Below are 12,829 nucleotides of genomic sequence, written 5' to 3'. Positions count from 1 at the left end.
GCTTCCCCTAGCTAAGCATATTGCCCGCAGAAATCCACTGCGCGCATTAACGCCTGTTTCATCAGCAAGGGCCAAAGGGCCGTGGACACGCCGACGGCGGGCTACACCACTGAGGTGCCGCCCGCCGTCGTCCGCTGTGCCAGCAGGTTCCTGCTGTTGGGGTTTGTTAGTGCTCTTCGGGTTGTTATTGCTGTGCGGCGTCCAAAGTAACTTCTACTTCCTGCGACTGGCCGTTGCGCTGGATAGTTACCTTCACCTTCGCGCCGGCGGCCTGTTCGCGGACGGCCGCGGTCAACTGGTTGGGGTCAGTCACCTGGTAGTCGCCGAACTTGGTGACGACGTCGCCAACCTTGATGCCCGCCTTCGCCGCGGCCGAACCCGTGGTCACCGAAGCAACCTCTGCGCCAACAGAGAATCCGGAGTCGCTGCCCGTGGACGACTTCGATCGTACAGAGACACCAAACTGGCCATGGCTAGCCTTACCGGTATCGATGATTTCCTGTRCAACGCGCTTGGCGTGGTTGATCGGGATGCTGAAGCCAACGCCGATGTTTCCAGTGGAGGAATCCGCGGTGCCACTGCCAGCGGAAGCAATAGCAACGTTGACGCCGATGATCTCGCCCTTGCTGTTTACCAGCGCGCCACCGGAATTGCCCGGGTTGATAGCTGCGTCAGTCTGGATGACGTTGATCGAAATCGAACCCTCATTGGCACTGGGCTGGCTCTGACCGCCACCTGGAGGTGCAAACTGGAAGCCCTGGTCACCGCCCTGGGAGTTGTCAGTGCCTTCCTTCGGGGCAGCTGAGGAGGCAACGCTGATAGTGCGGTTGAGTGTGGAGACGATACCGTCCGTCACCGTGCCCGTCAGGCCAAGGGGCGAACCAATCGCGACGGCGGTGTCGCCCACGTTGATTTTCGAGGAATCCCCGAGCGTAGCCGGCACCAAACCGGAAGTATCGTCCACCTTGATAACTGCCAGGTCCGAGAGAGGATCAGTTCCAACAACCTTGGCCTTGAGAACCTTTCCGTCACTGGTACGGACCTCGATGGCGGCATTGGATGTTGCGCCATCCAGCGTGACGACGTGGGTGTTGGTCAGGATGTGGCCTTGGTCATCGATAATGATGCCGGAGCCCGTTCCGCCCTCGTTTCCACTCGTTGCCTTGATGGTGACCACGCTCGGAGACGCCTTCGCCGCTGCTGCCGTGATGACGTTGACGTCGTCCTTGTTATTCACAATTACCGTGCTCGACTGGCCACCACTTGATGCCGCCGGTGCCGGGTTGTCCAAAAGCGCGGTGCTACCTGCCACCACACCGCCACCTACCAGGCCAGCGGCAAGAATGCTGGCAATGAGCGTTCCAATACCGAATGCCGGCTTGCGCTTGGTGCCGACGGAGGACTGCTGACCCGGAGCGCTGTGGAGGTTCGGGTTCCCAGGATTGGTGCCTCCGCCATAGAACGGCTGGTGCTGCGGGTAGTTGGGACGGTGGCCCGGGTCCTGGTGCTGCGGACCGCCGTAGTACTGCGGCTGGGTGTTGGCATGCGGGCCTTGGTTTACGTTGGTGTGAGGTGCCGATTGGGCAGGCGGCTGAAAGGCCGGCAGCGGAGTCGTTGCATGGGTACCGGTTCCCTGCCCGGAGTTCCAACCAGGCTGCTGTGCGTGCTGCTGTGTCGGCTGCTGGTGGGTGGCAGCGGAGTCAGGCCWCGCAGCGGGATCCCGCGGCTCGGACGGATCACGGTTCTCTGGTGCGTTGCCCTGCGCTGAGTTCTCCGTCATGGGTCTTCCTTTCATCCTTGTCTTCCATAACTATGGCCCTTTTTACTGGAACAAAATCGGACGTTCGCTGGGAGCTTCCTGAAAGCCAATCGCCATGCTGCAGCAGAGCCAGCGTGAAGGGCCAACACGGCAGACACACAGAGCCTCAACGCCCAGGCATGGCGCGTTTCTCCCGTGTTTCGCTGGTGGCATATTCAAGGCTGTGGACGGGGTATGGGGTGCACCATAGAATCAAGTGGAATTGCCACAGCGACCTGCGGCTTTACAAACCATGCGTGGGGGCGCTGAGCATTCTGTGACGATTGGTTCGCCTTGTTCCAGTCGCAGACGTGCTGAAGGGTTGCACATGCGGTCAATAGTGAAACGTGTACTCGCCGTGATTGGCGTGGCTGGAATGTTGGCCCTCCCGGCCGGCGCCGCCTGGGCTGCAGATCCGGTGACTATACCGTCCGGCCAAAACATCGTGGATGATGCCAATGTCCTGGGCAGCCGCAAGGGTGAAGTCCAGGAAGCCATCCAGAAGACGCTCAAGGACCACAAATACAACCTGTACGTGGTCACGGTGAACTCCTTCGAGAACCCTTCTTCGCCTGCGGAATGGGTCAAAGCTGTAGCCACCAAGAAGGGCATGGGCAAGGCCGACGCAATTCTGGCAATCTCCACCGCTGGTCAATACAACTTCGCCCTGAACTCCGGCAGTTCCATTTACTCCAAGCAGTCCACCATCGCTCAGAACGCCGTTGTAGCCAACCTGGCGGGCGGTAAGAAGGACTATGCCCAGGCAGCAATTGACACAGCCGCAGCTATTGGAGACGCGGCCGGCGGTGGAAGCGGTACTGTGCCAAGCGGCAACGGCGGTGTCGGGGTCCTCGTAGGGGTTGGCGTTGTTGCAGCAGGCGGTGCGGCCACCTATCTCTACCTGCGAAATCGCCGCAAGAAGGTGGGCCAGGCATCCAGTGCGAGCTATGGTCCCCAAGGAGAAGAGCTTGACCCATTGGCAGCCCTCAGCATTCCGGAGCTGCGTCAGAAGAGCGGCTCGTTGCTGATCGAAGCTGATGACGCCATCAAGTCCAGCGAACAGGAGCTTGGGTTCGCACAGGCCCAATACGGTGATTCGGCTATCGGCAACTTCACCAAAGCCCTGCAGGAAGCCAAAGCCCACATGACCGAATCGTTCAAGCTGCAACAGCAGCTGGACGACCATATTCCGGACACCGAGGAACAACAACGGACATGGCTCGGAGAGATTATTCGCCGTTCAGAGGCAGCCCTCGCGTCACTGCGCGACCAGAAAGCGGACTTCGACTCCCTTCGTGAACTCGAGAAGAAGGCCCCGCAGGCTTTGGCCACTGTCACGGCAGGCGCCCGGGAGGCCGACTCCAGGATCGCCACCGCAGAGCAATCCCTTGAGGGCCTCCGCAGTAAGTACGCCGAATCTGCGTTGACGCAGGTCTCAGACAACATCCTGCAGGCCAAGGAACGCCTTGCGTTCGTACAGAATGCTGCCACCACCGCCCAGGAAAAACTGTCTGCCGGCGAAAACAGCCTGGCTGCCGTAGCGGTTCGCGCTGCCGAAGAAAGCCTGCATCAGACGAACGTCCTGATCGACGCTATTTCCAAGACGGCAGGCAGCCTTGACGAGGCACGCGCCTCCTTGGAAAGCGCCGTTGCGGAGACCAGCCAGGACCTCGCGCAGGCCAGGGCCATGATCCAGTCGGGTGAACATCCTGAACTCGCCGGCCCTGTGGCTGGTGTGGAAGCGGCCCTGGGCCAGGTCAAGGCTGAAATCCAAGGTGGCAAGATCGACCCCATTGCTACGTTGACCCGCGTAGAAACAGCGCACCAGGCGCTTGATCAGTCATTGTCCGGCATCCGGGACCAGCAGGAACAGGCCCGCCGTGCACAAGCGTCCTTGCAGCAAACCATCATGGCGGCACAGGCCCAGATCAGTGCGACCTCGGATTACATCACGGCCCGTCGAGGCGGCGTTGGGACAGAGGCCCGCACCCGGCTCGCCGAGGCCCAGCGCAATCTCGACTACGCTTTGTCGATCTCGCGCAATGACCCGGTCACGGCTCTGACCTACGCCCAGCAGGCACACTCACTCGCCGCACAGGCAGCACAGCTGGCGCAGGCCGACGTCGACCACTTCGGCTATGCCGACCAAGGCTACGGCCGCGGCGGCATGTTCGGGGGTGGCGGCGGAGGCGGTGGTCTTGGAGGCGCAATCCTCGGCGGCATCCTCATCAACTCCATCTTCAACAGCGGTGGCGGCGGTTGGGGCGGCGGTCACAGCGACGGCGGTGGCGGCGGCGGATTCTTCGGCGGCGACTCCGGCGGCGGCGACTGGGGCGGCGGTGGAGGGGGAGACTTCGGCGGCGGCGACTCTGGAAGTTTTTAGCCCCACAGTTTAGATGGGGTCGATGCCCCGTCTAGGAGCGGTACAACAACTGATCACTGATTTCAGTGGCTTCCACTGAGCAGGACGAAAGGCAACACCATGGTTAAGCAGTCCATTTTCGGTCGGATCTCGCAGCTCGCCAAAGCAAACATCAACGCTTTGCTGGACCAGGCTGAGGACCCGCAGAAGATGCTGGACCAGATGGTCCGCGACTACACGAACAACATTGCTGAGGCCGAGTCGGCAGTGGCTCAGACCATCGGGAACCTCCGCATGTTGCAGGCCGACTACAACGAAGACGTCAAGAACGCCCAGGACTGGGGCAACAAAGCCCTTGCCGCCTCACGCAAGGCCGACGAATACCGTGCTGCCGGTGATACCGAGGATGCCACGAAATTCGACAACCTGGCCAAGGTTGCCATCCAGCGCCAAATGACGGCAGAGTCAGAAGCACGGGCCGCCGAGCCCAGCATCGCGTCCCAGACCGAGGTTGTGGACAAGCTCAAGAGCGGGCTTGACCAAATGAAGAACAAGCTCAACCAACTCACGGCCAAGCGTAATGAACTCGTGGCCCGTTCCAAGACAGCTGCTGCGCAGTCGCAGGTGCACGATGCCCTGAAGAGCATCGACATCATGGACCCCACCAGTGAGGTTGGCCGCTTCGAAGAGAAAATTCGCCGCGAGGAGGCCAAGGTCCTGGGCCAGCAGGAGCTTGCTGCATCCAGCTTGGACGCCCAGTTCAACCAGCTGGAAGACCTTGGGGAGCAGACCGAAATTGAGGCGCGTCTTGCGGCCCTCAAGTCCGGCGGCAGCAAGCCTGCCATCGGGGCCGGTGCCCCTGCATCCAGCAGTGCAACCATCGACGAAACCGATTTCGACAAGCTCTGACAATGTGAAGACTTGGCGGCCCTGTGATATTGCCTGAACCGATGTTGGCTGAACGGCTGTTGGCTGGACCGATGTTAGCTGGACCATGAGGAATGGCCGGATCCCACTTGGGGATCCGGCCATCTTGTTCTCTGAGGGCAACCCCGCCTAAAGCGAGGAGGGTTCCAATGGATCCTGGCTGGGACTGACATCCGTGGCCACTTCAGCACGAATTTCGAAACCCTTTGGGTGGAAATAGGTCACAGTGCATTCAAGGACTTCACCGTGTGCTCCCAGTGTGGTCCTTTCCAAGCGCGGGACCATGGGAAATTCGCGGACATTCAGTGCATCGGCGAGGTGCTCCGGCGGGGCGTGCATCGTGACGGTGATTTCAGCACGCTGGAGGGGCTTGGACGTCCTGTCCTGGATGACCTGATAGATGGAATTGCGCTCAGCATCCGCGAGGCTGATGTGACGGCCAATGTGCGAAGGGATGAAGATTTCCGCAATGGCATAGGGCCAACCACCGCTTGAATAGGAGCGACGGATCACAAGGACAAGATTGTCATCGGACACCAGCTTGGCTGGCACGGACCTATCCTTCTCCATCCATTTGTATTCAATCAGGCCTTTGACAGTCTTCATTCCTGCTGCTGTGAACGTCTCCATGAAGGGCGCCAAGCGGTTCAGCATTCGGACCGGACGCTGGGCCATGACGAAAGTTCCCTTGCCCTGCCGGCGAACAAGCAGCCCCTTCACAACGAGGGTTTCTATCGCCTTGCGGACGGTAGTACGGCTGATCCCGTACTCGTCCATCAATGATTCTTCGGTCGGGATCCGTGCGCCCGGTTCCAACCGGCTGACTTGATCAGTCAATACGTCTGCAACCTGCTGGTACACCGCTACGGGGCTGTTCCTTTGCAGGGCCTGTCGATCCAGGCCCTGGTTGTAGTCTTCCTTGACCATCCGGCCTTCCCATCCATTCCCGGCATGCCGCCATTCCGGATTTGATGCTAGCACCGGGACTTCCAGGGCCCGGTGCAGCACAAAACAAAAGGCCCAGATCAGTGAAAACTGATCCGGACCTTTTCTCCAGTTGCGGGGACAGGATTTGAACCTGTGACCTCTGGGTTATGAGCCCAGCGAGCTACCGAACTGCTCCACCCCGCGTCGCAAGAACAACTCTACCGCACCCGGAAGGGTGCTTATGACCATAGTGCGGGGAAGGTGCTGCAGATCACGGCCCTGAGGGCTAGTCGGCAAATCGTCACCAGGGTCTCCGGCGAAATCGACCTTCCGAGCCTCCCCTTGACCCCCATAACCGGGCACAGTCCGAAGCCCCAGGGGACACGCAGATTCCACGGCGCCGCGGAATGCGACTACGGCTGCCCGGATTTGAGTGTCGCCACCCCGCCAGCCTGTCAGGGGCGCATATTCGTGCCGACTCTTGAGCTGCGGAGGAGCATCCTTGGGTCGAGTCCGCAAGATCTGCCGCAGCCCCCAAACATCACGGGAAAACAAAAGACCCGGACCAGTGAATACTGATCCGGATCTTTTCTCCAGTTGCGGGGACAGGATTTGAACCTGTGACCTCTGGGTTATGAGCCCAGCGAGCTACCGAACTGCTCCACCCCGCGTCGCAAGAACAACATTACCGTCAGGTGAATGGCAGACCAAATCCTGGCTACGTGATGTGCATCTCCCCCAACCAATATCGCTCAACGCGACTCCAGCAAGCCGCTGCCCAAGTGTTTCCTTTAAGCCGAAAGGGCCGTTGCCCCTCCAGGAGGAGAGGTCAACGGCCCTTCTTAATCAGGCTGTGTCAACTATTTACCGGGCATTAGCTGCTCGGCGAAGGCGACGGTGTGGCGCTTGGCGTAGCACTTGGCGTCGCTGTCGGTTCCGGCGTTATGCCGAGACGGGTTTCGGCGTCGATCGCCCTCTTGAGAGCCTCGGAGAGCCTGGTCTGCTGCTGGCCATAGGTGGCGAAGTCTCCCTTGGCCAGAGCTGCCTGGCCATCCACGATTGCCTTGTTGGCGTCGTCCAGAGCTGCCTTGAGATCAGCCTTGGCATCAGTCGGGCCGGCCGGGGGCGTTGTGGTCCCAGGCGGGGTCGTGGGCGTCTGGCCATTGTTCTGGAAGTCGCCTGCCTTGGCACCGGAGTTGCCACCGAACAACTGGTCCAGGGCCTCGTCCAGTGTCGCCGCAAAGCCGATCTTGTCGCCGAAGGCCACGAGCACCCGCTGCAAGGTGGGGTAAGAAGTCTCGCCTGTTGACTTCAGGTAGACGGGCTGAACATAAAGTAGTCCGCCACCCACGGGCAGGGTCAGCAGGTTGCCGTTCAAAACATCCGAAGCACCCTGACGCAGCAAGTTAAGCGCCTGGGAGACTGTGGGATCAGAGTTGAACTTGTTCTGCGCCTGGCCTGGGCCAGGGACCTGGGTGTCCGTTGGAAGTTGCAACAGCCTTAGCTTGCCGTAGCTGTTCGCTTTAACCCCCTTGACATTTCCGGCATCTGAATCCGCCGCCAGGAAGCCATAGAGGATATTCCTTGCGTTCCCGTTGACTGTTTGCGGAATGAAGGACGACGTCAGTTGGAACGCAGGCTTGTCCTGGTCAGGCATCTGCAGAGACATGTAGAACGGCGGCTGCTTGACGGCTTCCGAAACCGTGGGGTCGTTCGGAACACTCCAGGCATCGTTGTTCTGGTAGAAGTTGTCAGGGTTGGTGACGTGGTAGCGTCCGAGAAGTTCACGTTGGACCTTGAAAAGGTCCTCCGGGTAGCGGACGTGGCTCATCAGTTCGCCAGACATCTCCGTGTAGGGCTTGATAGTGGCAGGGAACACTTTCTGCCAAGCCTTCAGGAGAGGATCCTGGTCATCCCAGGCGTAAAGCGTGACCGAACCGTCATAAGCGTCAACAGTCGCCTTGACCGAGTTCCGGATGTAATTGACGGAGCTGTTAGGCAGCGTCACCGTCCGGCCTGCACTTGTCTGCGAATCAACGGTCGCATTCTGCAACTGCTGGGGTTGGGAGTACGGGAAGTACTGGCTGGTGGTGTAACCGTCAACGATCCACTTCACGCGACCATCGACGACGGCCGGATACGCGTTGCCATCCACGGTCAGGTACGGAGCGAGCTTCTCAACCCGTTCGCGGGGATTGCGGTCATAGAGAATCTGGGATTTCTCGTTCACGCCATCCGAAAGCAACAAGTCCGAGGACTGGAATTTGATGGAGTACAGAATCCGGTTGAGCCAGTTGCCCACAACGGGCCCGCCGTTGCCGGTGAAGGTGTATTGCGTCTCTCCCCCGCCTTCGCGTCCCGCTGGGCGGTCTTGTTCGCGATGTTGGGCACCTTCCGGAGCGCCAACGATCGAATATTCGGGAGAGTTCTCGCCGAAGTAGATGCGTGGTTCGTACGTTGTGTCATTGCCGAGAACGCCGTTGGACGGAATGCCCGATTGCAGGAATTCCGGCTTGCCATCAACCGTGAACTTATTGCCCTTCGCTGCGACCACACCGTAGCCGTGCGTGTACACGATGTGCCGGTTGACCCAGGTCTGCTGGTTTGCGCTCAGGCCATCCGGATTCAGCTCGCGAACAGCGATGACGGTGTCCTRTACTTTTCCGTCCACCGTGTAGCGGTCCACGTTCAGCGTCTGGGGGAATTGGTAGTACGGACGGTACTGCTCAAGCTGGGCGAACGCCGAGGAGATGAGGTTCGGGTCCAGCAGGCGGATGTTGGCCGCGGTCTGGGCGTCCTTTGCCAAAGCTCCGCTTGTAGCAGTTGTTGTGGCGTTATAGGCCGAGACATCAATCTTGTCCAGGCCGTAGGCTGCCCGGGTCATCTTAATGTTGCGGTCGATGTACTCCCTTTCCAGGGTGTTCTCCGAGGGACGCACCTGGAATTGCTGGATAACCCATGGGTACACGCCACCAGCCAGGATCGCGGTGATGATCAGCATCGCCGTACCGATTACTGGCAAACGCCAGCGGCCGATAACCGCAGCGATGATAAAGAGGATCGCAACCAAGCCGGCGGCAACCGCCAGGATGGCCTTCGTGGGTACAACGGCATTGACGTCCGTGTACAGTGCACCCGCCCACCGTCCTGATGAGCTTTGCACCGTTGAGTACCTGTCCAGCCAGAAATTCACGCCAAGCAGCAACAGGAAGAATGCACCCGTTACTGCAATGTGGATCTGCGCGGCACGGCTTGTGAAGACACCACGCTCCATGAGCCGGATGCTTCCGTACAGGTAATGAGTGAGGATGCCCGCAATGCCGGCCACTACGGCGATGCTGATGAGGAATCCGGTAACAAAGCCAAGGAACGGAAGCGACATCAGGTAGAAGCTGATGTCCAGATTGAACAACGGATCTGTTTGGCCAAAGGGTTCCTGGTTGAAGAAGAGGAGGACCTTCTGCCACTGGCTGGCGGCGGCGCTTCCGGCAAAGAGTCCGAACAGGATGGGCAGGCCAATCATGACGACCCTGCGGACAGGCTCAAGCTGGGCCTGGTAGCGGTTGAGGTTGTCACGTGACTCAGCATCCGGAGCGTAGACCGGCCGGGCGTGGTACGCGATCCTGATGGCGAAGTAAACGGCAGCGAACATCATGGCGAAACCGACCAGGAAGGTGACGATCCGGGCGAGGTTCTCGCGGACATAAACTTCGAAGAAGCCGAGCTGTTGGTACCAGAGGACGTCTGTCCACACATTGGCGAAGAAAATGAATCCAACGACGGCCACTGCAACGACGATGAGTGTCGGAGTCAGGGCACCTCGTCTCAGCGGCGATCTTCCGGGCGGGTTGGAGCTGGCGGGACGGGACAAACTCTGTACCTCATTGGTGGTCGTCAGTTAAAAGTCGGTGTGCGTGTGTTCGACGATCTCTGCCCCTGGGCGATGGCGGAGTCCGTCATATATGCCACGAGTGGCGGTGGAGCTAAGTTCCACCGTCAGTCTAGTTGTTGGCGCAGGTGGGAAGGCCCGCCGTGTCTTGTCCTGAACCGAGTCGTTCCACTGCCGCGGTGGCATCGGCCAGCGTTTCCACCTTCACCACCTGCAGGCCATCGGGAATATGCCCTACGACGTCCGCACAATTCGCCGCCGGAGCCAGGAACATGGTGGCTCCATGCTGACGCGCTCCGATCATCTTCTGTGCAATGCCACCGATGGCTCCCACTGCCCCATCAGCCGTGATGGTTCCGGTCCCTGCCACGTGCTTTCCTCCTGTGAGGTCCCCCGGCGTGAGATTGTCCACGATGCCCAGGGCAAACATCATTCCGGCGCTCGGACCCCCCACATTGTCCAAGGAAATTTTCACGTCAAAGGGGAAGGTGAAGTCGCTGCCCAGGAGAATGCCCAGAACGTAGCGGCCAGCGGGATTCTTGGTGGGCGTTATCGTTTCCGTGACGGCAGAACCGTTCCTGTCCACGACGACGGCCACGGGGGCGCCGTTTCCGGCTGCCAGTTCAGCCTGGACCAGGCTGAGGGAGGAGATCGGTTTTCCGTTAATGGAGGTCAGCCGGTCTCCTTCCTGAAGTTTCCCTGCTGACGGAGACGGGTCCGACAGGCCTGCAACCTTAAGCCTCTGTTCAAAAGGGATGTCCAATTGCCGCAGTGCTGCGGCAACAGCGTTTTCCTGCGAAGTCTCCATGGCAATCTCGCCTTGCTGGACTGTCTCCTCCGCTGTGGTGCCTTTGGGATAGATCAATTCCTCGGGATAAACGGCTTTCGATTTGTCCAACCAGGCGCGAAAGACCTCGAAAATAGTTGCGGGAGTCTTCGGCCCGCCCGCCATCACCACAGTCGTCAGGTCCAGGTTCCCCTTGGCTGGGTAGGACTCATGTCCCGAAATGCTGATGACCGGTTTGTCGCCATCCTGCCCCAGCGTATTAAAGGTCGGTCCGGCAGACTCAACAACATAGGGAACCGGCAAAGCAGCCGCCCCGATCCCAAGTCCCAGTGCCAACAGGCCCGAAACCACCATGATCATGTAACGGCCGCTGCCGGGAGGTTCCGGAGATTCGGGGGAGGAATCGGCGTCGTGCGTTTGACGCGGGTCGAGCGAGCCCTCCGGGCTGGGCGAAGTAAGCATTGAGGCCTCTCTTTACCGGCACTATGCGACCGGTATTTTGGCTCCTGCCGCTGGCCGCGGCGACGGGCACATACCAAACATCCACATTACGCGGTTGGACGTTGTGGGGATGCTTTGCCTACAGCGAACGACGCCGCGCACAGGCAGACAGCCTTCCCACCGCGCGGTACGGTGAAAGTGATCACCAGCCAGTTCGACGATCGGCGGCACCATGACTTCCAATCCCAACAACCCGTCAGATGACGATGAGACGCCCAAGGACCCGCTGGCGGAAATGCTGCAGAACCTGATGGGCGGCCAGGGCATGGGCAACATCGATCCCGCCGAACTCGCCAAGGCCGCAGGGCTGCCCAACGATCCCCAGCTCCTGCAACAAATGTTCGCGCAGGTCCAGGCCATGATGAGCTCAACGTCCGAGGGTCCCGTGAACTGGCAACTGGCCCATGAGAACGCTCGACGCGTTGCGGCTTCCGGGAGCGATCCCTCGGTGAACGCCCAGCAGGCCCGGGACATCGATGAAGCGCTCCGGCTCGCGGAACTGTGGCTGGATCCGGTAACAGATCTTTCCGCTACTGGACTTATCGGCCGTGCATGGTCCCGCGCGGAATGGGTTGAAGCAACCCTTGGAACGTGGAAGCGGCTGACTGAGCCAGTTGCCAACAGCATCGCCAATGCCTTGTCCAACGCGCTGACCCAGCAGATGCCCGAGGAAATGAAGTCCATGATGGGTGGCGCCTCGTCCATGCTGCAGAATATGGGCGGCGCCATTTTTGGGATGCAACTGGGACAGGCGATTGGCGCACTCTCGGCCGAGGTAGTCAGCTCCACGGACATTGGTGTTCCCTTGGCTGACCTGGAGATGGCTCTGCTCCCGGCCAACGTCGCCAAGTTCGGCGAAGGACTCAGCCTCCCCGAAAATGATGTCCGGCTCTTCCTCGCCGTCCGCGAGGCAGCCCACGCCCGGTTGTTCGTGCAGGTGCCGTGGCTTCGCGGCCACTTGCTCGGCGCCATTGAAGCCTATGCGCGAGGCATCCACATTGACATGTCCCGAATCGAGGATCTCGCCCGGGATCTGGATCCCGGCAATCCTGAAGGAATCCAGGAGGCCTTGTCCCAGGGTGTCTTCACTCCGGAGCGGACGCCAGTGCAGACCGCCGCTCTTGAGAAGCTCGAAACGGCGCTTGCCCTGGTGGAGGGGTGGGTAGATGAACTCACTGCTGAAGCCACGGACAAGGTACTGCCCTCGGCTACCGCCCTGCGCGAAACTGTCCGTCGTCGCCGTGCCACCGGCGGTCCCGCTGAACATGCTTTCTCTTCGCTTGTGGGGCTGGAACTGCGCCCACGCAGGCTTCGCGAGGCCGCTACTCTGTGGGCGACCCTGAAAGAAGAACGCGGTATTGCAGGCAGGGATGCCATCTGGCACCACCCTGACCTGCTGCCCACCGGGGAAGACCTCGACGATCCGAAGGGCTTCTCCGAACGCCGCAGGCTCGCCGAGGCCAGCGACACCGAAGTTGACGATGCTCTGCAGAAGCTCTTGAGCGGTGGCTACGATGAGCCCGCTGAAGCCACATCGGAGGACGAAGACTCCCAGGATGAAGGCTCCCAGGACGACACCGGGCCTGACTCGGGCAGCGAAGACCCGAAGTCACCGTCCACTTAATACTCACCGTCCAC

At 60.2% G+C, this 12,829-nt stretch carries 7 protein-coding genes and 2 tRNA genes; 3 read left to right on the top strand and 6 right to left on the bottom strand.

The features are described from left to right. Positions 1-184: 184 nt before the first annotated feature. Positions 185-1,780, bottom strand: a complete 1,596-nt coding sequence (locus AB4Y87_RS07305) for a trypsin-like peptidase domain-containing protein (protein WP_442003742.1) — start codon at positions 1,778-1,780, stop codon at positions 185-187. Between the two features lie 346 nt (positions 1,781-2,126). Between AB4Y87_RS07305 and AB4Y87_RS07300 the strand changes: the two genes are divergently transcribed. Continuing rightward, on the top strand, positions 2,127-4,181 hold the full coding sequence (locus AB4Y87_RS07300) for a TPM domain-containing protein (RefSeq protein ID WP_442003741.1): 2,055 nt from the start codon (positions 2,127-2,129) through the stop codon (positions 4,179-4,181). A gap of 99 nt (positions 4,182-4,280) precedes the next feature. Beyond that, complete coding sequence (locus tag AB4Y87_RS07295; protein WP_442003740.1) at positions 4,281-5,069, top strand: PspA/IM30 family protein; 789 nt, start codon at positions 4,281-4,283, stop codon at positions 5,067-5,069. A 147-nt stretch (positions 5,070-5,216) separates the two neighbouring features. On the opposite strand, the gene AB4Y87_RS07290 is transcribed toward AB4Y87_RS07295, so the two are convergent. The 5 genes from AB4Y87_RS07290 to AB4Y87_RS07270 all read right to left on the bottom strand — a co-directional run bounded on the left by AB4Y87_RS07290 (position 5,217) and on the right by AB4Y87_RS07270 (position 11,152). Continuing rightward, entirely contained in the window at positions 5,217-6,014 is a 798-nt protein-coding gene (locus tag AB4Y87_RS07290; RefSeq protein WP_442003739.1) for a GntR family transcriptional regulator, read from the bottom strand. Positions 6,015-6,144: 130 nt separating this feature from the next. Beyond that, positions 6,145-6,218: transfer RNA gene (locus AB4Y87_RS07285), tRNA-Met, on the bottom strand. Between the two features lie 393 nt (positions 6,219-6,611). Next, a tRNA-Met gene (locus AB4Y87_RS07280) sits at positions 6,612-6,685 on the bottom strand. Positions 6,686-6,888: 203 nt separating this feature from the next. After that, a complete protein-coding gene (locus AB4Y87_RS07275; protein ID WP_442003738.1) occupies positions 6,889-9,885 on the bottom strand; it encodes a UPF0182 family membrane protein in 2,997 nt (998 codons plus the stop codon). Positions 9,886-10,015: 130 nt separating this feature from the next. Next, positions 10,016-11,152 (bottom strand): YlbL family protein, encoded by a 1,137-nt coding sequence (locus AB4Y87_RS07270; RefSeq protein WP_442003737.1) that lies wholly within the window; start codon positions 11,150-11,152, stop codon positions 10,016-10,018. Between the two features lie 211 nt (positions 11,153-11,363). Here AB4Y87_RS07270 and AB4Y87_RS07265 point away from each other — a divergent pair, with 211 nt between their 5' ends. Continuing rightward, complete coding sequence (locus tag AB4Y87_RS07265) at positions 11,364-12,815, top strand: zinc-dependent metalloprotease (RefSeq protein WP_442003736.1); 1,452 nt, start codon at positions 11,364-11,366, stop codon at positions 12,813-12,815. Positions 12,816-12,829 lie beyond the last annotated feature (14 nt).

The organism is Paenarthrobacter sp. RAF54_2, from assembly GCF_052113945.1.
Lineage (GTDB): Bacteria > Actinomycetota > Actinomycetes > Actinomycetales > Micrococcaceae > Arthrobacter.
The sequence above is the reverse complement of the archived record's forward strand: the minus strand, read 5'-3'. Positions and strand labels throughout refer to the sequence as shown.

Excerpts from the sequence above, each read along its gene's own strand:
- AB4Y87_RS07300 (WP_442003741.1), top strand. The coding sequence starts at position 2,127 with ATGCGGTCAATAGTGAAACGTGTACTCGCCGTGATTGGCGTGGCTGGA.
- AB4Y87_RS07295 (WP_442003740.1), top strand. The coding sequence starts at position 4,281 with ATGGTTAAGCAGTCCATTTTCGGTCGGATCTCGCAGCTCGCCAAAGCA.
- AB4Y87_RS07290 (WP_442003739.1), bottom strand. The coding sequence starts at position 6,014 with ATGGTCAAGGAAGACTACAACCAGGGCCTGGATCGACAGGCCCTGCAA.
- AB4Y87_RS07270 (WP_442003737.1), bottom strand. The coding sequence starts at position 11,152 with ATGCTTACTTCGCCCAGCCCGGAGGGCTCGCTCGACCCGCGTCAAACG.
- AB4Y87_RS07265 (WP_442003736.1), top strand. The coding sequence starts at position 11,364 with ATGACTTCCAATCCCAACAACCCGTCAGATGACGATGAGACGCCCAAG.